Annotated in this window: 17 protein-coding genes, 1 tRNA gene and 3 pseudogenes; 14 read left to right on the forward strand and 7 right to left on the reverse strand. The window is 54.5% G+C overall.

Going from position 1 to position 21478, the window contains the following annotated elements; translation table 11 throughout:
- Nucleotides 1-292: 292 nt before the first annotated feature.
- Nucleotides 293-583: pseudogene (locus ACGYKA_RS19360) on the reverse strand (integrase core domain-containing protein); the annotation flags it as partial.
- Between the two features lie 136 nt (nt 584-719).
- On the opposite strand from ACGYKA_RS19360, the gene ACGYKA_RS19365 reads away from it, so the two are divergent.
- Nucleotides 720-2009, forward strand: coding sequence for an IS110 family transposase (locus ACGYKA_RS19365; protein ID WP_394387980.1), 1290 nt, complete (start codon nt 720-722; stop codon nt 2007-2009).
- Nucleotides 2010-2304: 295 nt separating this feature from the next.
- Nucleotides 2305-2403 (forward strand): annotated as a pseudogene (locus ACGYKA_RS19370) (IS6 family transposase); the annotation flags it as partial.
- A 252-nt stretch (nt 2404-2655) separates the two neighbouring features.
- Here the strand turns inward: ACGYKA_RS19370 and ACGYKA_RS19375 are convergent.
- The 3 genes from ACGYKA_RS19375 to ACGYKA_RS19385 form a co-directional block, all read right to left on the reverse strand.
- A complete protein-coding gene (locus ACGYKA_RS19375; RefSeq protein ID WP_394387979.1) occupies nt 2656-3927 on the reverse strand; it encodes an O-antigen ligase domain-containing protein in 1272 nt (423 codons plus the stop codon).
- Nucleotides 3924-5366, reverse strand: a complete 1443-nt coding sequence (locus tag ACGYKA_RS19380; protein ID WP_394387978.1) for a hypothetical protein — start codon at nt 5364-5366, stop codon at nt 3924-3926. Before ACGYKA_RS19380 ends, ACGYKA_RS19375 begins: the two co-directional genes overlap by 4 nt.
- A 106-nt stretch (nt 5367-5472) precedes the next feature.
- A complete protein-coding gene (locus tag ACGYKA_RS19385) occupies nt 5473-6087 on the reverse strand; it encodes a response regulator (RefSeq protein WP_394387977.1) in 615 nt (204 codons plus the stop codon).
- A 243-nt stretch (nt 6088-6330) separates the two neighbouring features.
- On the opposite strand from ACGYKA_RS19385, the gene ACGYKA_RS19390 reads away from it, so the two are divergent.
- From ACGYKA_RS19390 to ACGYKA_RS19405, 4 genes are all read left to right on the forward strand, one after another.
- Nucleotides 6331-7722: a WecB/TagA/CpsF family glycosyltransferase gene (locus ACGYKA_RS19390; RefSeq protein WP_394387976.1), complete on the forward strand. Its 1392-nt coding sequence runs from the start codon at nt 6331-6333 to the stop codon at nt 7720-7722.
- Nucleotides 7723-7770: 48 nt separating this feature from the next.
- Entirely contained in the window at nt 7771-8658 is an 888-nt protein-coding gene (locus ACGYKA_RS19395; RefSeq protein WP_394387975.1) for a UTP--glucose-1-phosphate uridylyltransferase, read from the forward strand.
- Between the two features lie 228 nt (nt 8659-8886).
- The gene (locus ACGYKA_RS19400; protein ID WP_394394185.1) at nt 8887-9393 is read left to right on the forward strand and encodes a molybdopterin-dependent oxidoreductase; all 507 of its coding nucleotides are present in this window, start codon (nt 8887-8889) and stop codon (nt 9391-9393) included.
- A gap of 58 nt (nt 9394-9451) precedes the next feature.
- Nucleotides 9452-11983: a response regulator gene (locus ACGYKA_RS19405; protein WP_394387971.1), complete on the forward strand. Its 2532-nt coding sequence runs from the start codon at nt 9452-9454 to the stop codon at nt 11981-11983.
- A 46-nt stretch (nt 11984-12029) separates the two neighbouring features.
- Here the strand turns inward: ACGYKA_RS19405 and ACGYKA_RS19410 are convergent, their stop codons facing one another.
- Nucleotides 12030-13226 (reverse strand): polysaccharide biosynthesis/export family protein, encoded by a 1197-nt coding sequence (locus tag ACGYKA_RS19410; protein ID WP_394387970.1) that lies wholly within the window; start codon nt 13224-13226, stop codon nt 12030-12032.
- Between the two features lie 202 nt (nt 13227-13428).
- Here ACGYKA_RS19410 and ACGYKA_RS19415 point away from each other — a divergent pair, with 202 nt between their 5' ends.
- Genes ACGYKA_RS19415 through ACGYKA_RS19430 form a run of 4 tightly spaced genes read left to right on the forward strand, consistent with a single transcriptional unit; the run spans nt 13429 to nt 17602 of the window.
- A complete protein-coding gene (locus ACGYKA_RS19415) occupies nt 13429-14664 on the forward strand; it encodes an oligosaccharide flippase family protein (RefSeq protein WP_394387969.1) in 1236 nt (411 codons plus the stop codon).
- 3 nt (nt 14665-14667) lie between these two features.
- Nucleotides 14668-15588 (forward strand): glycosyltransferase family 2 protein, encoded by a 921-nt coding sequence (locus ACGYKA_RS19420; protein WP_394387968.1) that lies wholly within the window; start codon nt 14668-14670, stop codon nt 15586-15588.
- Nucleotides 15589-15608: 20 nt separating this feature from the next.
- The gene (locus tag ACGYKA_RS19425; RefSeq protein WP_394387967.1) at nt 15609-16607 is read left to right on the forward strand and encodes a glycosyltransferase family 2 protein; all 999 of its coding nucleotides are present in this window, start codon (nt 15609-15611) and stop codon (nt 16605-16607) included.
- A complete protein-coding gene (locus tag ACGYKA_RS19430) occupies nt 16604-17602 on the forward strand; it encodes a glycosyltransferase (protein WP_394387966.1) in 999 nt (332 codons plus the stop codon). The genes ACGYKA_RS19425 and ACGYKA_RS19430 overlap by 4 nt, the downstream gene beginning before the upstream one ends.
- Nucleotides 17603-17612: 10 nt before the next feature.
- On the opposite strand, the gene ACGYKA_RS19435 is transcribed toward ACGYKA_RS19430, so the two are convergent.
- On the reverse strand, nt 17613-18503 hold the full coding sequence (locus tag ACGYKA_RS19435) for a hypothetical protein (protein ID WP_394387965.1): 891 nt from the start codon (nt 18501-18503) through the stop codon (nt 17613-17615).
- Nucleotides 18504-18780: 277 nt separating this feature from the next.
- Nucleotides 18781-19047 (reverse strand): annotated as a pseudogene (locus tag ACGYKA_RS19440) (IS6 family transposase); the annotation flags it as partial.
- Nucleotides 19048-19268: 221 nt separating this feature from the next.
- On the opposite strand from ACGYKA_RS19440, the gene ACGYKA_RS19445 reads away from it, so the two are divergent.
- The 4 genes from ACGYKA_RS19445 (at nt 19269) to ACGYKA_RS19460 (ending at nt 21218) form a co-directional block, all read left to right on the forward strand.
- Nucleotides 19269-19358, forward strand: a tRNA-OTHER gene (locus ACGYKA_RS19445).
- 26 nt (nt 19359-19384) lie between these two features.
- Nucleotides 19385-20302: a hypothetical protein gene (locus ACGYKA_RS19450; protein WP_394387964.1), complete on the forward strand. Its 918-nt coding sequence runs from the start codon at nt 19385-19387 to the stop codon at nt 20300-20302.
- 280 nt (nt 20303-20582) lie between these two features.
- Nucleotides 20583-20972 carry a hypothetical protein gene (locus ACGYKA_RS19455; protein WP_394387963.1) on the forward strand — a complete coding sequence of 130 codons (390 nt, stop codon included), beginning with the start codon at nt 20583-20585 and terminating at the stop codon, nt 20970-20972.
- A 90-nt stretch (nt 20973-21062) separates the two neighbouring features.
- Complete coding sequence (locus tag ACGYKA_RS19460; protein ID WP_394387962.1) at nt 21063-21218, forward strand: antitoxin Xre/MbcA/ParS toxin-binding domain-containing protein; 156 nt, start codon at nt 21063-21065, stop codon at nt 21216-21218.
- Nucleotides 21219-21478: the final 260 nt, after the last annotated feature.

Below are 21478 nucleotides of genomic sequence, written 5' to 3' on the forward strand. Positions count from 1 at the left end.
ACTGTTTTCTAACAAGAGTCGCACTTGAGGGTAGCGCGCGCCCCGGTTACAAAAAAACCCCCATAATCATACTTATGGTAAATAAAAAACCCCACAGAAAACCGCTAAACGCAACAACAACACCACACCAAGAACTACACAATCGCTACATACAATATACCAAAAGATAGTCGCTCTATCCCAAGTGATCTGACCTGCCACGGGATTTTTCCTCCACTATCGAATAAAGTCCAGCCCAACTTGCCCTGCTCCCCAACGTTGGACCACCGGAAGCTGGATTTTCCCGGCCGTTTCACGATGACGGGCTGGTGACGCCATCGGGATAATGCATGGCGATCGGGACGTTGTATCCGATCGCGCTGTGGGGACGATCCTCGTTGTAGTGTCGACGCCAACCTTCCAACTTTTCACGGGCGTCGGCAAGGCTCATGAACCAGTGTGTGTTCAAGCACTCCGATCGAAGCTTGCTGTTGAAGGCTTCGATGAACCCATTGTCCGTCGGCTTACCTGGCCGTGAGAAGTCCAGCGTGACGTCGTTGGCATATGCCCAGAGATCGAGATCCCGAGAGATAAATTCGCTGCCATAGCACCTCGGGAAGAAGCGCCGCTAAGAGGTTATGGCTGCCTGCGCAGCCCTCAAATTGCGCAGCGGGTGGCCATAACCGGGTCTCAGGTCTCAACAGTGGTTTTGCATAACCACACCGCTGAGGAGACCGGCTATGACCACTACCTATGCTACCCTTTCGCCCTTGTTGGTCGCCATCGACATATCCAAGCATCGACATGAGGTGCTGATCAGCATTCCCGGCAAGAAGCGCCGCCGCCGCATGACGATCATGAACACGCTGGAAGATTTTCAGCGCTTAGCCATAAATCTCGCCAGCTACGACCTGCCGGTGCGGATCGGGTTTGAAGCGACCGGCAATTATCACCGTGTCTTGGCTCACCATCTCGGACAGGCCGGATTCGAGTTGAAGCTTGTGTCCTCCGTCGGTCTGGCGCGAACGCGAGAAGCTCTGCATAACAGTTGGGATAAGAACGATCCTAAGGACGCCCAGGTCATCCTGCATATGCTGGAGATCGGCGCGGTTCAGTTCTTTCACGATCCGTTGGTGACCGGGACCGCCGACATTCAGGAACTGTCAAAGACCCATGAGATCGTCTCCCGTTCGAAGACCGAGCTGTGGCATCGCATCCTGACACATTATCTGCCGCTCTACTTCCCCGAGGCCGAACGATTTCACCGGAATTCGAGAACCGACTGGTTCCTGGCTTTCCTCGAGAAGTATTCAACCCCGCATATGATCACGGCGATGAGCCGGGAGGCATTCATTGCCGATGCATGGAAAGTGGTTGGACGTAAAGTATCCAAAAAGCGCCTGCTTTTAGATATTTATGCCACGGCCGTTGGCTCTGTGGGCTTGCCAGTTCAGCCGGATTCTGACGCCATCCGCATGTTCCGCTTGGTGTTGGCTGAAGGCAGAAGCCTGATCCGACAGCGCGATATCATTGAGGCGCGGGCTGTCGAATTACTTTCGGACCTCCCCGATTATCAGCTGCTGACAACCATTCCCGGGATCGGCCCGATCAACGCGATGACCATCCTGGCCGAGGCCGGTGACCTGCGTCGGTTTCGCCATCACCGGCAGTTCCTGAAATTCTGCGGCATGGACCTCGCCACCGTGCAGTCGGGCATGTTCCGCGGTCAGAGCCGGATCTCGAAGTACGGCAATGCCCGGTTGCGCCGCACGCTTTGGATGGCCGGCCAAACCGCAGTGCTGAAGCGGACCAACAGCTTCCGCGACAAATTCGAGCGCTACATCTCCAAAGACCGACACAATGCCCATCTGCGTCGCAAGGCCTACACCGCAATCGCGGCAAAGATGGCGCGCACTGTACACGCCGTGGTCAAACACGGCGAACCCTATCGCCCCTTCTTCGAAGGGGTGAGCCCAGGCGGAAGGACCTCTCTCTGTAGCAGCCGTGGAGGCAGTTCGCTGACCTCGTAGATAATGTTCGGGCCTTCTGCTTGGGATTTGGAATCTCGTATTGAGGACGGTGAGGGCCGCCATCGCGCGTACCCTGTGTTTGCTATGGAAGAGATCATTTCTTGACGGCAGAGCCCGTCTGGGCAAAGATTGTAGGGCATCCGGTTTGCCGGATGCCCCATGACCTGCTGACCTAAACAGCCGGAAGTTCCCGACATAGGACGTTATCGACACGAATGGTGTTCGGATAGCCGATCCTGCCGCAGACTTCTTCAAGCCTTTGAACCACGTCCTCGCCGCGGTAGCTGAACCGCGGATCCACGACCGGGCAGAGAACAGCCATTTACCTTTCCGAAAACGAGAGCGAGTAATGCAGGGCTTCCGATCACCGGGTGGATTGCAGCGCTTCGTCTCTATGTAGTCCGCAACCCGTAGTTCTTTTTCCGTGCCAGCCCGTCGACGCTCTGCGCTCAATATCCGCTACCATCGGCTTGAAGCATTCAAGGCGTAGAAATCTGCGGCACAGGCCGCTTGATCAACGAACAGCTTGCCAACTTTCAAATTCGGCGAGTTAACGTGACAATACCACCTTCTGGATTGAGCTGGGTCTTCTTCCTGAGCCAAGAGATGATCTTGGCCAATGACCATAGCAGAAAGGCGAGACGGATCACGATTGGTCCGAAACATTGTTCGCCACCTCGCGCAAATGCACCCCTAAAAGGATGAGCCCAGGCCAAAGCATATAAGCCTCAATCTCAATATTTTCACCAAAAGACAGCAAAACCATCGTCATCAGAATGCCCATCGGCAGCCGGCCCCGCGAATGCCGAGCGGCGTCGAGCATTGCAAAACATGTATGCCAAACCATTGGCACCAAAAGCGCGGCAAACCCAACAAGACCTTTAACGAAAAGTAGTCCGTACCAAGTATGATGGCTGCCAATGGGCATGTATTCGACTGCATGAGATCCTGGGTGTATGGTTCCATGGCCAAACCAAACAGCTTCGTTTTGCCACCGCTCGTGAGCAATGCGCTGTAAGGTTTCGCGTACGCGCGTGCTATCTGCCCGCGCGCCTTTGAAGGTGGCCACTGCATCTTGGCCCAAAGTCAGAAGGGCTGTGCCGAAAACGGCAAGTGAAGCCGTTAAAGCAGCGGTGACATGCCATGCCCAACCTTTAAGGATCAAAGGCATCATTCGTGGCCCAATCGTACAAGCCACCAAGCCCACAAGTCCCATGCGTGATTTTGATGCCAAGATCATCAACACACCCGCGCCTACCCCGGCCAACATCCACCTGCGGTCTTTCTCCTCCAGGGCAAAGAGGACCATGATCACGCCCAGTAATGCGGCGAAGGGTGACCACGGGGCATAGAACTGCCATCTTGGTGTCCAACTGGCGGGGTCAAAGGTGAAGAAATAGACTGAGAAATACTCCGGTCCCGGGCCACCCACAGCCTTCAGCGGAGAGGTGAATATTTTTTCGGGCAAGCCGATATAGGGCGCGATGAGCAACAAGGGTGCCAGCGCTAGAGTCCAAGCCCCGATGACACATTGACCGCGGATCAAAATGGCACGGCGTATTGGCAGCACAGCCCCTACCAACGGAAAGAGTGCTAGAAGCGCCCATCCTTTCGCCCAGCCAATCGAGGACTTGATCGTTTTCTTGAGACCGAGCCCCCAGTCTAAGTGTCCAATCCATAGGACAACCAGCATTACGAACATACCGATGAACCAGCACCAGATAAGCATTGGAACTTTGCCAGTTGCTCTAAGGTCCTCGCGCATCGCTGGCCCTAAATATAACGCAAGCCCTGCCAAACCGCCCAAAACCCATGCCAGTACCGGACCCACGACATAGAGCGCCCCAATGGCATAGAATGGCCATGTATACACCATGGCTTTGTAGACCATTCTTTCGGCAGGGTTTTGAGCGATCATGCTCCTGACTTCCGCAGTCCAATCAGCCGCCCAATCAGCGCAGAACGTATCCAGCCAAGGGTCAATCCCAACAACATCATAAGGGTAGCAGCAGCACCGGCGGCGATGGCCAGTTTACGGTTGGGCGACGAAGGGCGATCAGGAAGAGATGGGTTTTCAAGGACCTGAACAAGCGGATAGGAGGCGTAGACGTCAGATTTGGTAGACTGCGTACGAGCAATGGCCGTGGCAAACACGGCTTCTGCTACCGAGAAATCCCGTTGCAGATCCTGCAGTTTTGCGGCTGTAGAAGCGAGACGCTGTTGCTTGGTCAGATCCTCTTTCAAGCGCGCGGACAAAGTTGCATGTTGCTCCAGCACACCGGCTCGTTCCGCGTCCATCCGTACAAGTTGTGCCAAAAGTTCAGCTCGGGCACCAGCAGGGGCAAGATCAAGCCCTTTGAGCTCCGCCTCATCAAGTCCTGTTACGGCAATTGCTTGTTGAAGCGCTGCAGATTTTGCGGCGCTATGGCCAGCCCGAGCTGTTTGAACCTTGGGGTGCCCTTCGCCAAACAGGGACCGCGCTTCAGAGAGCTTAGCTGCTTGGAGACCGACTTCCTCGGTTAGGGTCAAAAACTGCGCATCCGCATATACTTTTAGTGTGGCAGCTGCAGATTTTGCAGGCAGGCCTAAAGTCGCTTCAAGGGCGGCTACGCTTTGTGTTTTTTCGCTCAAAGTGGCTGCCAGGTCCTGAACACGACTTTCTAAGAGACGCGTGGTCTCAACCATAGCGTCATATTGCTCACTAGTTGTCAGGCCGGTTTCATCTTGAAGACGCGCGATATCAGCGCGCGTAGCTGCAACCGAATTCCTATAGTCTTCAATCGCAGCCAAACCGCTATCTTCACGCGTGTTTTGCTCATCTGCACGCAGTGCGTCCAGTTCCTTGAAAAAGGCGGCAAGCAGCGCATCACCGCGTGCCTGTGCATCCTCTTCCGAGCCCCCCGTTACCTCCAAATGAATAAGACTGGTCTGATCAACAAGGTTAATGCGAGGTTTACCGAATTCTTTTGCGCTCATGCCAAGTGTCTCGGCGGCAGCCGCTAAAATACGGTCCGCACCAATCAAGCGTTTGTAGGTTTCGGTGGGGCTGACGGAATTGCTGGAAAAAGCAGAGTTCGCATAGGAAGATGCCTGGCCGATCCCGCTTAGGTTCAGCGAAGCCGAAGCGCCAGAGCCCGGTAGGATCAAAGAGGCATGAGATTTGAATGTAAGCGGCGCTGTACGCAGGTAACCGGTGACTGGCGCCCAGATCGCTGCGCCGCCCAGGATGGCAAACGCAAGATACCGCGGGAAGCGACCTAAATCACTGACGCGCCCGCCCAGCAAAATGCGGCGGATGGAAAGGCGGCGCTTGGGCGCTTCAGGGGCGTCATAGGCTGCTGCATCTTGGAAAGTCATAGGGCATCTCCTTTGCCCAAACTTTACCTTCTCGCCTCGTAAAATACGCGGGCGCGCTCGGCTGGTTCTAAGGGCATCGGAGACTAAACCCTATCCGATAGGATAGTTAAAAAAGTCCGGCCTCACGCGCGATCAAAGCGGCTTGCGTCCGATTTGAGACACCAACCTTGCGATAGAGTGTCTTCATATGCAGCTTGACGGTTGGCTCAGTAATATCAAGGTCGCGACCGATTTCCTTATTGGACTTGCCTTCCGTGAGACCCTTGAGCACCTGCAGCTCGCGGGGTGAAAGCTTTTCGGCCAACGGATGGCTGGGGCTGTCCTCCAAAGCTGTCATAAAGTCGATCGGCGCATATTGCTCGCCCATCGCCATGAACTTGACGGCATTGATCATGGATTTTGCTGGTAGGGTTTTAGGAACAAACCCCGCCGCTCCAACCTCCAAGGCTTGTTCCACAATTTCTCGGGTGGCCTCTCCAGAAAGCAGGGCTACGCGTTGCCCGCCCTCTAGCGATAACGCGTGTTTCAGCCCCTCCAAACCATTCATGCCCGGCATGTTCAAATCGAGCAACACCAGGTCATAGGGGGGATCATTCTCGATCATTTTGCATGCGGACGGCAGGTCTGAAGCGACATAGGTTTCGATGTCACTCTGAGCCTGAAAGAACAGAGCCAACGTGTCCCGCAATAAGTCGTGGTCGTCTGCAATCAAAATACGCATCTGGCTCTCCTATACATTGAATTTCTAAACGGGGACTACGGATCATGCACGTTAAAATTCGGGTTCGATTGTGGCCAGAGAATGACCCAACTGGATGGATAACCTCTACATTCGGATAGGAAGTGGCACCAGAGGCCCGCGGCAATAAACCTTTGCGGTCAAAACCTGTCCGACCGCTCCGTTGAGAGAAACCGCCATAAGCGCAACCTTGAGATAACGCCAATGCACTCAAGGATTTGCCCGATGAAACATGTAGATTTCAATACTGTCGCAACCTCCGCCATCTCCGCTCTCGTACCCCAGTTGAAGACAGCCTACCTGCCTGCGCTCGACCTTGATTTGGCGGATGCCACAGAAGAGGAAGCCATCGCCTCTTTGTTGGCTCCGGGCCGCCGCCGCGCTTTCTTTATGAACGCGCATTGCTGCAATATCCGACGCCACGACGAAAACTATGCCAAAGCTGTAGCAGCGGCCGACATGCTGCTGCCAGATGGTATTGGAGTTGAATTGGCTGGCCGCATGACGGGCACCAAGCTCACCACGAACCTCAACGGTACCGATCTGGTCCCCGCGCTGCTGGCAAAAGCCGCTCAACAAAACAAATCAGTCTATCTTTTTGGCGGCGCGCCTGGCACGGCAGAAGCGGCGGCCAGCACACTGGTTTCCACAATACCCGGGCTGCAGATCGCTGGAACCCGCGATGGCTATGCTGGCGCGCACAATGCCGATGCCGTCATTGCCGATATTAATGCAAGCGGTGCAGACATTCTCTTGGTTGCCTTGGGTGTGCCCCGGCAAGAACTTTGGCTGCATGAGCATGCCCACCTTATTAACGCGCCATTGAGCTTGGCGGTTGGCGCACTCTTCGACTTTCTAGCGGGTAGCGTGACACGCGCGCCCAAATGGGTTCGCAAGACACGGATGGAATGGGTGTGGCGTTTGGCTCAAGAGCCACGTCGTCTGGCCAAACGTTATCTTTCTGGCAACGTGAGCTTTCTCGCCCATGCCGGAGTAAAATCGCTTAGCCAGCTATCCGTAGCGAATTTCCAAAGCCGTTTCTTGGACATTGTCCTATCCGCCAGTGCGTTGATCCTGCTCTCCCCAATTTTTGCTCTTACAGCGCTGGCGATTAAGCTTGAAGACCGTGGTCCGGTTATCTTCACCCAGACCCGCGTGGGCCGTGACGGCAAAGAGTTTCGCATCTTTAAGTTTCGCTCCATGAGCGTTGATGCCGAGGCGCGTCGGGCCAACCTGTTGAGCCAGTCAGATCGTGAAGGCGTTTGCTTCAAATCCCGAGAAGATCCGCGGATCACGCGCGTAGGACGCTTCATCCGCCGCTTTTCCATAGATGAGCTGCCGCAAATTGCGAACATTCTGCGCGGTGATATGGCGATTGTCGGGCCGCGCCCTGCGCTGCCCTGCGAAGTAGCGGCCTATCCAACACGCGCTTTGGGCCGCCTTGCCGTCAAACCGGGCCTCACTGGCGTTTGGCAGGTTTCCGGCCGGGCGACGATCGGCTTCGACCAAATGGTGGAGATGGACCTCGCTTACGCTGAGTCCCGCACACTGCTGCTGGATTTGCTGCTTATCGCTAGAACCTTTGGCGCGGTCGCCTCTGGGCGCGGAGCCTACTGATCTCGCTCCCTTATTTACCCCCTGCACAACCTTTAGGAGAAACTACAGATGACACATATTCGCAAAGCCGTCTTCCCCGTCGCCGGTATGGGAACACGTTTTCTGCCCGCCACAAAGTCGATCCCTAAAGAGATGCTCCCCCTCGTAGATCGCCCCTTGATCCAGTATGCGATTGATGAGGCACGCGAGGCTGGCATCGAGGAATTCATCTTCGTCACAGCGGCCGGGAAAGGTGCGTTAGAAGACTACTTTGATACGGCAGCGGCGTTGGAAAACAGGCTTGCCGCGGGCAATAAAACCAAAGCGTTGGCTGCGCTCGCAGGCACACGTATCCCAGAAGGGGCCCTTGCTTTCCTGCGCCAAAACAATCCACTGGGCCTGGGGCATGCTGTTCGTCTGGCCTCTCGCTTGGTGGGAGACGAACCCTTTGCGGTCTTGCTGCCTGATGACGTGATCCGCGCGCCGCGCGGGGCCTTGAGCCAGATGATCTCCGCCCATGCGCTTCAGCGCGGTCATATGGTGGCAACAATGAATGTGCCCCAAGCAGAAACCTCATCCTATGGCGTTCTGGCCGTGGCAAATACCGAAGGAAGGATCGCCCATGCGCGCGGTCTGGTAGAGAAGCCTCACCCTGAACAAGCGCCCTCAACCAATGCCATCGTGGGACGCTACATTTTAGAGCCATCCATTTTTGATCGACTTGCTGAGCTGCGCCCCGGGTCTGGTGGTGAGTTGCAACTCACTGATGCCATTAGTGCAGACTTAGACAGTACCGATGTGACGGGATTCCGTTTCGAAGGTGAGCGGTTCGATTGCGGCTCCATTCAAGGTTTTGTGCAAGCTACCGTGGCTTTTGCCATGGATCGGCCGGAGCTTGAGGGCGATCTCAGTGCCTTTCTAGGACGCTTCACAACGCCCATGCGACATGCCGCATAAAGGCTGGGCGCTGCACGAACATGCCTAGCAGAAATACAAACTGCTAGGCATGGCCGGGAGGTCATTACTACATCCATAAGCAAAGATGAAAGGTTGTCCGAACGCGCCCCTGGAAATGACACTATCGGTGCCGAACCTACCCCTTCGGATATGAAGGTAGCCCGATGACCTCTGCGGGATGAACGAAAAACAGTCATAAGTGCTGCAGACCAATCAAGGATGCCAAGAATGTTTCGCCAGCTGTTTCAAACTGCCGCCGTGATCTGCGTCATCGCAGTGCCAACTTATGCCGCGGATCTATCCGCCCCTCAAGAAGACGTGATCCTTACGGTTTCTGGCCCTCTTGAGGTAACCAATGTGGAGAACACCGCGCAGTTCGACATGGACATGCTGCAATCCCTCGATAATACGACGTTCGAAACACGCACGATCTGGACCGAAGGCAAGCACCTTTTTGAAGGCGTATCCCTAGCCAAACTGGTGGAGTACTTAGGGATAGAGGGCGAGAGTTTGCGTGCCACAGCGATCAACGACTATGCTGTAGAGATACCACTTGAGGACGCTGTCGAAGAGGGTCCGATCATTGCGTACAAAATGGATGGAGAAATCATGTCTTTGCGGGACAAGGGGCCGCTTTGGATCGTCTATCCTTTTGATACCAACTCCAGCTACAGCACAGAAATGACCTATGCGCGCAGCATCTGGCAACTCGACCGGATTGAAGTCTTAGACTAGCCTTTACACCAGCCTGAGCCCTTTTGGGTCCAGACTGGAAGCCGAGAAAGAGTGCATAATGGCCAGCAGAATATTCGACTCCCGCATTCGTTTGATTACGCTTGCAGGTCTCGGCTGTCTCATTCTGATCAGCATTGCGGTGCTTTCCCGCAACGTGACCCGCGATCTGAACCTGCTGAATTCAGCCAGCTCGGATAACGTCCAATGGACCCTCTCCCAGTCTGAGGTGGAGTTCCTCGACTTCAAACTACAGCTTATCACAGCGCTCTCTGAACCCACGCCTGACCTTAAAACCTTACGTCGTGAATTTGATATTTTCTACAGCCGGATTGCGACCCTCAGACAATCCTCGATCTATGAAGACCTGCGCTTAGAACCGCAGTTCTCTGCCTATCTCGCAAAGGTGCAGAGATTCTTGGAAGAAAGCGCCTCAATCATAGACCAGCCTGACAGTAACCTCATCGCTGACTTGCCTGTGCTGTTGGACCGTACGGTGGATATCCGACCATCTGTTAGGCAGTTGTCCATCTCCGGTCTGACTTATTTCGCGGTGGATTCTGACGCGCGGCGCAACGCTATCGCGGTGACACTGACCCAACTTGCCGTCGGCGTTACCTTGCTAACGCTTACTCTCCTGATCCTGGCCATCTATCTTGGTCGGCTGAATGCGCAAAATATCAAACGCCGTGCCGAGGCTGTAGATGCAGGAAAGCGCATGAATATCATTACTGATACAGCACTCGATGCGGTGCTCGTCAGTGACGCAGAAGGACGCATTCTTGTCTTCAATTCTGCAGCGGAGCAGATATTTGGCTATAATGCGGACTATGCCATCGGGAAAGAATTGGGAGAGTTGATTGTTCCTGATCACCACCTCCAGGCTCATAACGTTGGAATGCAGCGGCTGCGTGATGGCGGCGCGCGCCATGTTGTGGGCAAAGGCCGCATCAAACTGGAGGCCAAACGTGCGACCGGGGAGCTGTTCCCGGTAGAATTCGCAATTCAATCCGCTCAGACTGAGGATGGCGAGATTTTCATCGCCTTCCTGCGGGACATCTCACATCAGATGCAGGCAGAGCGAGATCTCGTAGAGGCCCGCGATCGCGCACTTGCCGGCGAGAAAGCAAAAACCGATTTCCTGGCCACCATGAGCCACGAAATCCGCACGCCTTTGAATGGCCTTTTGGGCAACCTTACATTGTTGCAAGATACCAAGCTTACCCCCCGCCAGAACCGCTATGTGAAAAACATGGAGACTTCCGGAAAGCTATTGATGAGCCATATCTCTGATGTGCTCGACATCACGAAATATGACGCAGGGAAGCTGGTTTTACGACCTGTGCCAATGAGTTTGAGCGATCTGCTACGAGACATTGTCGATAATCAAAGTGGCGCAGCACTCGCCAACAACACGACTTTGACTTGGGGCTGGTCGGGACCTTCTGTCGATTGGATCCTATCTGATCGTGAGCGCCTTCAGCATATTTTGATGAACATTATCGGCAATGCGGTGAAATTTACAGTTGATGGTCAGGTTTCTATAGAAGCTGAGGTACAGGAAACGGAAGCGGGCGAGCCGCTGCTACAGATCATCGTCAGTGATACAGGCATTGGTATGGACCCAGCACTGCAAGTCCAAATTTTTGATGACTTCATGACGGGAGACAGCTCCTATGATCGCAATGTGGGTGGGACCGGACTGGGCTTGGGGATCGCACAGCGCTTTGCAAAAGCGTTAGGCGGCACCATCACGGTCGAAAGCGAGAAAGATGTTGGAAGCAGCTTTGCTATCTCTTTGCCCATCACCCCGATTGCGTCACCGGCTACTGAAACTCCCTCGAAGAGCCGGGAACACAATGACAAATCCGTTGATATCCTTTTGGTGGAAGACAATGAGATAAACCGCTCTGTGGCCCGGGAAATGTTACAGGCGGTGGGCCACAAGGTCACTGAGGCGCATAATGGTCAGATCGCCGTTGATCTGGCTAAGACCCATAGGTTTGATCTCATTTTGATGGATATCAGCATGCCTGTGATGGATGGGCGACACGCCACCCGCGAGATCCGTGCAGAGGGCGCTTGTGCAAACTCACCAATTATTGCGCTGACAGCCAATGCAATGCCCGAAGAGCAAGAAGCATTTTTACAAGATGGCATGAATGAGGTTTTGACCAAACCCCTCAATCGAAGTGCCATGATCGACATGATTTCGGCACTCGCCCAGTCCGAAGAACACTCCACTCCAGTACAGCAAGAAACTGCCACGCTTGTTTCAAAGGCTTATCTGGACGATTTGCGAGACACTTTAGGCGAGGCTGCGGTTGAGAAACTTCTGCTACGCTATGTGTCTGAAATGGAGACAGCGATTAGCTATCTGAAGGACCGTAAGCAGCATTCTGCAGAAGAGATCTCACAGCTCGCACATCGCATTGCTGGCAGTTCTGCCGCTCTTGGTGCGGTCGAAATGCGCACGACGTTGGTTGAGATTGAGAAGGCCGCCCAAACTGATGACCACGCAACACTCGAGAAAAACATCGCAAAACTACAAAATATTTGGGACGCGACCCAGCAGCAGCTTGGGCTCGAGTAGATCAAAATGGAGTCAGCAACATGAAGCGTAGCTGCCACAGCTTCCTCTAAAGGCCGAGTTGACCCAGCACCCTGCCAATCTCACTGATATTGGTCACCGTACTATCGTAGCAGGCGATCGCGTCCCCTGGCAGCAGAAAGGGGTCATAGTCATCTCGGTCTGCGCGGCGCAGAAGATCCTCAATATCACGTTCAATCACGACCGAGACCTTGGTCACCGGATTGCGGGAAAACAAAACCGAGGACCGGTTCGCACTGGTTGCTCGTGCCCCGCCCACACAGTTGGTATCGATCACAGCTTGCAGATAGCGCGTCCCATAGGGGACTTCCCTTACATCTCGACCGATGGCCGAGACCGCATTGCCAGCTGCTGGTACCGTGAGGTTGGAGAGAAATAGCGAGACCCCGGGGGGGCTAATCGGGCTGGGACGCATAAGTTCCTCTTGAAAGCAGCCCCGGCTTGGCACGGAGATTTCATCTCCTGTCAAAAGCATAATATCTACGGCGTTTTGCCCCTCAAACACCCCCCGCATATCTAAAACATAGCGTTGGCTGGCGCGGCGCACTTCTACTGCAGAGATATCAGCATCGGGGCGCACCCCACCTGCCGCACGCAAAGCGGCAGAAAGATTGCGCGCTTCCGTCGATGCGCCAAGTGCATCCTGCCGCCGCCCATCAACTTGGTCTCCCGGCACGCCCCCAATCTCTACCGCGCGCGGCTCAAACACAGCCCCCGATACCCCTACCGTCACAGAAGCAAAATCAGCCACCCGAACAGAAATACGGGGCTGCTCTGCAAAAAAATCACCCGCGATCAATTGAGTTGCAATGTCGCGCTCGATCTCCGTTGTTAGGCGCCCCTGTGCGCGGATCGGTGCTAGAAAAGGCAGATTAATCGTCCCGTCGCGCGACACGACGTAGTTGCCATTAAACGTATCGTCATCTCCGATACGCACATCCACAAGATCATTGCGCGTCAGACGCTCTCCGCGCAGTGCTGCCGCCGAAAGCCCGGATGCTTTACCCGCCAAGCCGCCACGAGGGGCCGCGCATTTGCGCGCATTAATGGCTGTCGAGCGCAAAAAATCTGCCTCCCTCCGACTTACATCGGGCTCACGGTATTGCGCTTGATAGGCATCCCCAACAGAAACCTCTTCAAGGTTATCTGGCTGATCCAACTTGGCACAGCCACTTATCGCAAGCGCTACGCAGGCCAGGGAGCTCAGTTTGAAGACTGTGTTCATCGGTGGATAGGTCTGTCGATTGCCTCTGATAGTAACCTTGATACGCATTCACGGCCGATGGGTCGACAGGATATCCATGCCGAGAGCCTATCCTTTAGGATATGATGCAGTTCGGTTGCCCCATGTCCCTCTCCGCTAGCGCACAAGACAGCAGGCTGCTCTCGCAATAGTTTGAGGGCATCAAATGTGACTGGACCCAATTATGATCGCTTCGACGAAGACATCACGCATCGCTCAAAATTTGCTTGCTTACGGTGCTTCGGAAGTGGCGGCCAAAGCCTCACGGTTGCTGGTAGTGGTTGCCGTTGCGCGTTCTCTTGATCTAGCACAAATCGGTCTCGCGGCGGCCGCATTGGCCGCGGCCGACATCCTCAAATCCCTGACCGAAAACGGCGCAGGCCAAAAGATCATCGCCAGCCCCGAGCAAGACCTGCCGCAAACCTGCGCTACGGCACATCGAATTTTCTGGCTCTGGTGCATAGGTCTGTTTTGCGCGCAATCCGTAGTGGGCTTTGCTCTCTACGCCATGAACGGGAACACCGTTCTTTTGGCGCTCATCTTGTTGCTCGCAGGTGAATATCTCTTCATGCCAGCGGGTCTGGTACAAACCGCTCTCGCCATGCGGGCGGGCAAACTGCGCCAAACCGCAGCCATTTCCGGCGGGCAGATCGTCGGAGCAAATCTTATGTCCGCAGGGCTCGCACTGTTCTGGCCATCCGCGTTGGCGCTTATTCTGCCACGCCTACTGACCGCCCCATTTTGGCTTATTGCCATGCGCCGCCTGCACCCTTGGAAACTTGATCTATCTCAAGGCCGCGCCCCGTTGCGCCCCTTCGTCAGCTTTGGCAGCGCAGTAATCGGCGTGGAGCTGGTCAAAGCGCTGCGCCTACAGGCTGACAAAGTCATCATTGGCAGCTTGATGGGGGCTGAGGCGCTTGGGCTGTATTTCATGGCCTTCAATGCTGGGCTGAGCCTAGCAAACTCCTTCTCGGTTGCCTTTTCGACAGTTCTATTTCCACATCTATGTGCCAGCACGCAGAAAGCGTTGGCCCTGCGCCAGAGCATTTTGCTGGCCATGGGTCTGATCACGCCTGCCGTAATCCTGCAGGCCTTGCTCGCCCCCTATTACGTCCCAGTGCTCTTCGGCCCAGGTTGGTCCCAAATCGATGAAATCGTCTCGATCCTTTGCCTTGTCGCCATACCAACGACCCTGTGGTCCGCTACAGCTGGATGGCTCCGCGCCACCGGTCGTGCGCATCTCGAGTTTTGGCTCACCACCCTGATCACATCCGCACTCATGATTAGTACCGCCACATTTGCATCACTTGGCCTCCTTCCAGTCGCCATCGCCTATGCGCTCACTGCGACCCTTCTCATGGTGGGTGCTTCCCTGCCTGCCCTGTCATTGGCCTTCGGCCGCAACTTCGCAAAGGTCTGACCTATGCCACGATTTTCTATCATTCTGCCTTGCTTCAACGCTGAAGCTACAATTGGACAAACGCTCGCGGGCCTGATCGCGCAGAGCTTTCAAGATTGGGAAGCCATTTGCATTGACGATGGATCGACGGATGCCACAGCTGAGCTTATCCAGAACATCGCCAAGACAGACGCACGTATTCATCTGGTACGTCACGCTGAAAAAGGACCAAGCGCTGCGCGGAACACTGGCGTTGCACAACATGCCCATGGCGACCTGATCGCCTTTTGTGATGCAGATGATATCTGGCACCCCAATAAGCTTTTGCAGCTGATCAGCGTCTTTGACGATCCGAAGGTAGATGGTGCGTTTGGGCAAATCGCGTTCTTCCATCACACGCCCGAAGATGCACAGGCTTGGTCCACAGTTCCAAAAGCACCCCTTTCGATTGACATGCTGCTCGGTGAAAACCCGGTCTGCACGATGTCCAACCTCACCCTGCGTAAAAACGCCTTCCTAAACGGCGGTGGTTTTGACCCCAACATCGTTCATAACGAAGACCTTGAGATGCTTGTGCGTCTTGTTGGCGAGGGCGCCCGTATTTTGCCGGTCCCGACACTGCATACTTATTATCGCACCAGCCCAGAAGGGCTTTCTGCCAATTTGGACGCCATGCTGAAAGGGCGCGAGCAGGCCCTTGCCACCGCTGCGCGTTTTGGAATCCAACCCAGTCGTGCCAGCCATGCAATTCATCACCGTTATCTCGCTCGGCGCGCCCTTCGCGTAGACAGGGCACGCAGCACAGCGCTTCGTCACAGCTTGACTGGCCTAATGCACTCGCCAGCCGGCTTTATGTCCCCTGCTCGCCGGGGTGTCCTGACTTTGGGGGCAGCTCTTGCCGCCACCGTTCTTCCACGCGGCATCCGCCGTTCGCTGTTCTGCTAACGTCAATCGGAGTTCTCACTATGACACTGGCTTCCATCATTGTGCCCGCCTTTAACGTTCAAGCCACTATGCGCCAAACACTTGAGGCTCTGCTCGCGCAGACCTACGCGCATTTTGAAATCATCATTGTCGATGATGGCTCCACCGATGCTACACCCCAGATCGCTGCAGAGTTTGCAACCGACCCCCGCGTGCGGGTCATACGCCAGAACAATCGAGGGTTGGCCGGCGCGCGCAACAGTGGAATTGCTGCCGCAAATGGGGCCTTCATCGGCTTTTGCGACGCCGATGATATCTGGCTTCCCCATAAGCTCGCCCGTCATGTGGCCCACCTTCAAGCCAACCCAAAGGTCGGTATCAGCTATGCTGGATCCGCCTTTATCGATAATGAAGGTATACTGACCGGACAGGCGCAACGACCCCGCCTCAAAGGCATTGGCGCCAGCCACATTTTCAAACGCAACCCCATCGGCAACGGCTCTGCTCCCGTGATCCGCCGTGCGGTTTTTGACGAAATCGCTTATCAGCCTCACTTTGAGATGCAGCGCTCTTGGTATTTTGATGAGACCTTCCGGCAGTCGGAAGACATCGAATGCTGGCTGCGCATCGCTCTCACCACACATTGGGACTTTGAAGGGCTGCCGGGGCTTTTGACACAGTACCGGATCAATACCACAGGGCTTTCTGCCGCCACCGATCGCCAGCTTGCCGCCTGGGACCGTATGGTTGCAAAGCTTACACCTTTGAACCCCTCCTTCTTTGCTGTGAATACCAAGCCCGCACGCGCCTACCAACTGCGCTACCTGAGCCGCCGTGCTGTAAGCGCGCTGGACGCCCCTCGGGCTCGAAACCTTAGTCTTGCTTGGATGGCTCAGTCCCGCACACCTCTCATCGAAGAGCCCGTCAAATCTATCGTGACTTTGGCTGCAAGTGCCGCTTTGTCGGCCTTCGGTGGCGACATGATGCGCCGCATTATGAAATCGGCCCAAGCGCTTGCCCCAAAAGCAATAGCCCAATGATGCGGCCGCGCGTATTACATTTGGTAGATGATACCACCGCAGGCGGTGTCATGCGGGTGTTGGACCATATTACGACCGCACCCGAACTTGCCAAAGACGCCGACCATCATCTGCGCAGTATCTCCCGGAACCGCTGGCTGCCCGAGCGCATCCAAGCAGATGTGATCGTCTCCAACCTCGCCATTAGCTGGCGCGCTTTGCCAATGCTCATGGCCCTGCGTCTCATGCACCCAAAAACAAAATTGATCCATGTTGAGCACAGCTACACTGAGCAATTTGTTGAAAGGAACGTTATCCATAGAAAACGGTTTGCCACATTACTACGCTGTGCCTATGGGCTGTTTGATAAGGTCGTGGCCGTAAGCCATGGCCAAGCAGATTGGTTGAAGAAAAGCGGCGCTGTGAAACCCCATGCCCTCAGCGTCATCCAGTCTTGCGTTGATCTCTCTCCCTTCCGCAACGTGTCGCCTCCCTCCACTCCAATGCGTGTCATAGGCGCCATCGGACGGCTGGACGAACAAAAAGGGTTCGACTTGCTGATTCGGGCCTTTCAGAAAACGACCGACCCGCAAATCGCACTACGTGTTTATGGCGAAGGTGCTGAGGAGGCCAACTTGCGTCGTTTGGCAAATGGTGACCCCCGAATTGAGTTTAAGGGTTTTGTTCCAGATCCCGTTGCAGCAATAGCTTCCGTAGATATTGTTGCCATGCCTTCAAGATGGGAAGCGTACGGTCTCGTGGCTATCGAAGCGCTTGCCGCAAAACGGCATTTGTTGGTCAATGAAATCGACGGTTTACAAGATCACCTTGAGAATGGAGCGCAAGCGGTGAAGCCAAATAGCGGCATCGCCGGTTGGCAACATGCGATTGAACGATGTACAGCTCAGCGTTACAGGGAAACCATCCATTCGGACCAGAATGAAATTCTGCTTGAGGATATTTATGCCTCGGCATGGTCAAAGATGTTACACTGCCTTTCAACGCAAGCTAAATAGCACACTGCCTTCAACAGCGCCCCTGTATCGTTAATTTGCTCCAATCTGGAAGCTCTACTTTCAGGTCACGTTCCCAAAACTCCGCAGACCTTACATCCGGCACAAGCATGAATGGATCGCGACAGTAACGGTCAATACAACGTTTCAGATTCTCGCTTGCCTGCGCCTTGACATGCTCCCATGCTAATTGCCCGCAGAATATTTCACCGCGATACTTCGCGTAAGATTTTATTAAACGCTCAAGAATAGAAGGGCTAACCTCTTCGAAAACAATTAGTCGCGGTATATAACCTGAGGAATAGAGCTCAAATGCAACAAGCTGGGTATCCTCCCAGTTCCGGCTACCCAAAAAATCTTCCGTTATCGAGCCCCTAATTTGGTAAGCAAACTTTCCCTTCAGGCCTGAAGTCGTAGGGTCATCTTGATCCACCCGGGGAAGGGGTGGCATATCTGATGATATGTCACAATCTAGTACAGCCATGACAATAGTCGTCTGCAAATTACGAATTTCCCTCTGCATATGATCTTTGAACCTTGACCGGGAAAGAGCTCGATCATTTCCCGAGTCTCTCCACAGATCTATCATAACTGCTTGAGATTTGAACTTCCGTACCGCATACAAGCAAAAAAGAATTTGATCATAACTTTGGATCGTAGAAGCTGCTTCTGCAGCCAGGCTAATCCAGTCTACCCCAGCTACCGGTCGCGAAAACCAATTTGGTGCGATATCCCTTAAAAGTTGTTCGGAACGTGCATGCTCGGGAAGCTTCTGAAGTTTCTGTGGAGATAAAAATTCGGCTTCCATCAATGCAATCAGATTTACTAATGTGTGCTTGGCTTTAGCGCGCATTGCTTTCGAATCCGCCGTTTCAAAACGGCTGTTAGTTTGGTAGCTGACCATAGCAAGCTTTCCTGACCTATTTATCTGATAGAATCTAACATTTAAATATATTAATTTCCCTATCATCCACCAGAAAAATCATTTTGGCGCCCAAAAATTGAGTTCGAAAGCTTCGCGAATGAAACTTCCAATGGCGGCGTGGCCTAATGGTCCGCTTCTGCCTATCTTACCACGCGGAGGGGTATTGTCACGTTAACTCGCCGAATTTGAAAGTTGGCAAGCTGTTCGTTGATCAAGCGGCCTGTGCCGCAGATTTCTACGCCTTGAATGCTTATGACCGGCCCGCGATCTTCACAACGACTTCGTCCAGATGCCAGACATCGCCAGGGCGCGGCTGCCGTCGCCGCAGAACGTGGGCGATCAGGGGGCCGAACTTGACGCTTCAGCGCCGGATCGTTTCATACGAAACGTCCACGCCGCGTTCCAGCATCCGCTCCTCGACCTCGCGCAGGCTCAAGTTGAACCGGACGTAGATCCAGACAACACGAGCAATGATCTGAGGCGGAAACCGATGGCGTTTGTAGCTGATCTTTTGTGTCTGCATCGACACCGCCTACGCCCAGATCAATGAACCAGCAACCTTAGGACCGTTAACGTGACAACACCGCATTCGGGCAGGGCGGGTGTCCAAGTAACTCTGGATACTTTCGATCGCTCTTGCCAGCAATCATGCTTTGCGTCATGCTCAAAGCATGACCCACGATCTGCGCACCAACCACTTCGTACGCTCCCGAATATCGAACTGATCTCAGTTCGGATAAACTCGGGAGTGGCATGGTGCGCAACGGGCCTTATAACCCCTTTAGACGCCAGATAAGCGTCGGCGCGGCGTTTCGATTCCGCCCACTCCTACCACTTCTCCATCCCGCATAGGATATCTCATGTCGCAGGCAATTGCATTGGCAGCCGTACAAGATGCGATCGCTGCCAAGTACCCTGACAGATCAGTCGAGCTGATCGCGCAGGTGCATTATATCCGCCCAGACGATGTTGCACGCATCGACGTCTGCGGATGCGACGACGCGATGACACGACGATCCATCAGAACTGATGCAGTGCGTCTGCTGCAGCAGCTTGGTATCCATGTCGAGCTGGTCGGGGGGCATGACGTATATACGGTACCCCCGAATTACTCAGATCCAGTATCTTTTCAAGATTACGCCAGCAGATTGCATCACAGGCTAATCACCACGGCGGATTTTTTGCGGGCCTATAGCGAAGGTAGCGTGACCCGCGATGTTGCCATGAGCGGAATCGGCGTGAAAAACTATCGCGACTTCCGCCGAGCTTTGTTCGATTGCGGATTCGGTCATGCGACCATCCGGAGAGATATCGAACTCTCGTTACTCACTGATCCGACGCCAGCGGGCTCGGTTTATGTCGATCTCGAGGGGATCAATCCTCGTATCCTCGCCCATACCAACGACAAGACTACCTTTATCGCCTACGCGAAACGCGTACTATCCATCTTTGAGGCGCTGCATGGCGAGTTTCGTGCCGATACAGCAATTCGCATGCGGGGGATGACATTCAGCTTCGACACGGTGGCTTTTACAAGCGACCAGAGAGCTGCAGCTCGGCCTGCACTAGCTGCCCGCCTTGCTGACTCTGGTTGCTCCAATAATGAGATCGAGCAACTCATCGGGCTCCCGGGCGACATCGAAACGATCTCCGAATATGCCATGCGCATAATTGGTGATGATCCAATCCCACCGGCGCGCATCCCAAAGCCGCGAAAGCGTCTGCCACCTCCTCGGTCGCGGCCACTGTCCGATGACAGCGACAACGATGATGACTGACGAGCTGTTTCCATCGGGCATCACGCATATCGAGGTACGGTGCTGGGATTGCGGCCACACAGTGACGCGCCGCCCTGGCGATGTGCCGGCAGGCATTTCGCAACATCAGTACGAGCGCCGGTCCGTTTGAGAATGCGGCACAGGCTGGCCCCAAGTCACCCGATATCCGCGCAAGAAGCCGGCCTCAATGTGATCGAGCAAGCAACACCATCTCGGAGTCTTACTAATGAGATTAACACGCCCGCCGCACGAGTCTGGCCGCGCTGAGTTTGGGTATGCTATGCGCATTGAGACGTTGATCTGGGCGATGACAGCAGCCGACATTGAGGGTGCCGAGCGCGTAAGGCACAAACCCGCAGGATGGATCGGCATCTTTGAAACTCTCGGCGCGCATCTAGCGCATGATCCGAGCAACTACTCGATCACTGACGCTAAAGAAGAATTCGGCATGCTGCATCTCGAGGTGATCGATAAGAGGATAGGGGGCGTAGATACAGATTTCTTGCAGTGGTGCGCTGAGCAGAGCTCTGAGCGCTGCATGGTATTCGGAACGCCAGGACGAATCCGCTCCGAATTGGGTTGGGTCATGACGCTCTCAGATGCGGCATACGATCTCCTGATCAAGACGCCCAACAAGCAGTTCTTGCGCTTGGTTTATCCCGAGACGTAGGGCCGGGGGGTATCGACTGCAATTTGGTACGCTCACCTTATTCTGGTATCATCGGTGTATTGATGCAGATGGTGTACTCACCAAGATTGAATGCGCGTTGGGAGCGAGGCATTGGCTCACGCATGGTATAGGTCAAAACCTTTGCCGGGCTTTGACGGCCAGACGGCTATGCAACTCGTGGGGGCAGGTAAGGCCCAACAAGTCATCGATTGCATCGATGCGGTTGAGGCGGATGTCTACGCATGATTTTGGCCTGCAAGTATCGGTCTAAGCCTACCCACAAAAGAAGGGCCTGAGGGTCATTCCATGTCGTTCAATCGAGATGTTCAGTGATGCACGGACTGTCTGCGCTGTGCTGCGGAAACTTTAATCATGCTGGTCCCGTTTCTCCTCCAGCAACGATGATGTTCGTGGCCGCCTAAGAAGACTGTAAGCGGCGGCTACGCAGCACTTAGGATCAGCTTGACGGCTGGAAATTCCACGGAAGAAGATCATCGATGCGATTG

It is taken from the genome of Sulfitobacter sp. 1A15106, from assembly GCF_043556995.1.
GTDB lineage: Bacteria > Pseudomonadota > Alphaproteobacteria > Rhodobacterales > Rhodobacteraceae > Sulfitobacter > Sulfitobacter faviae.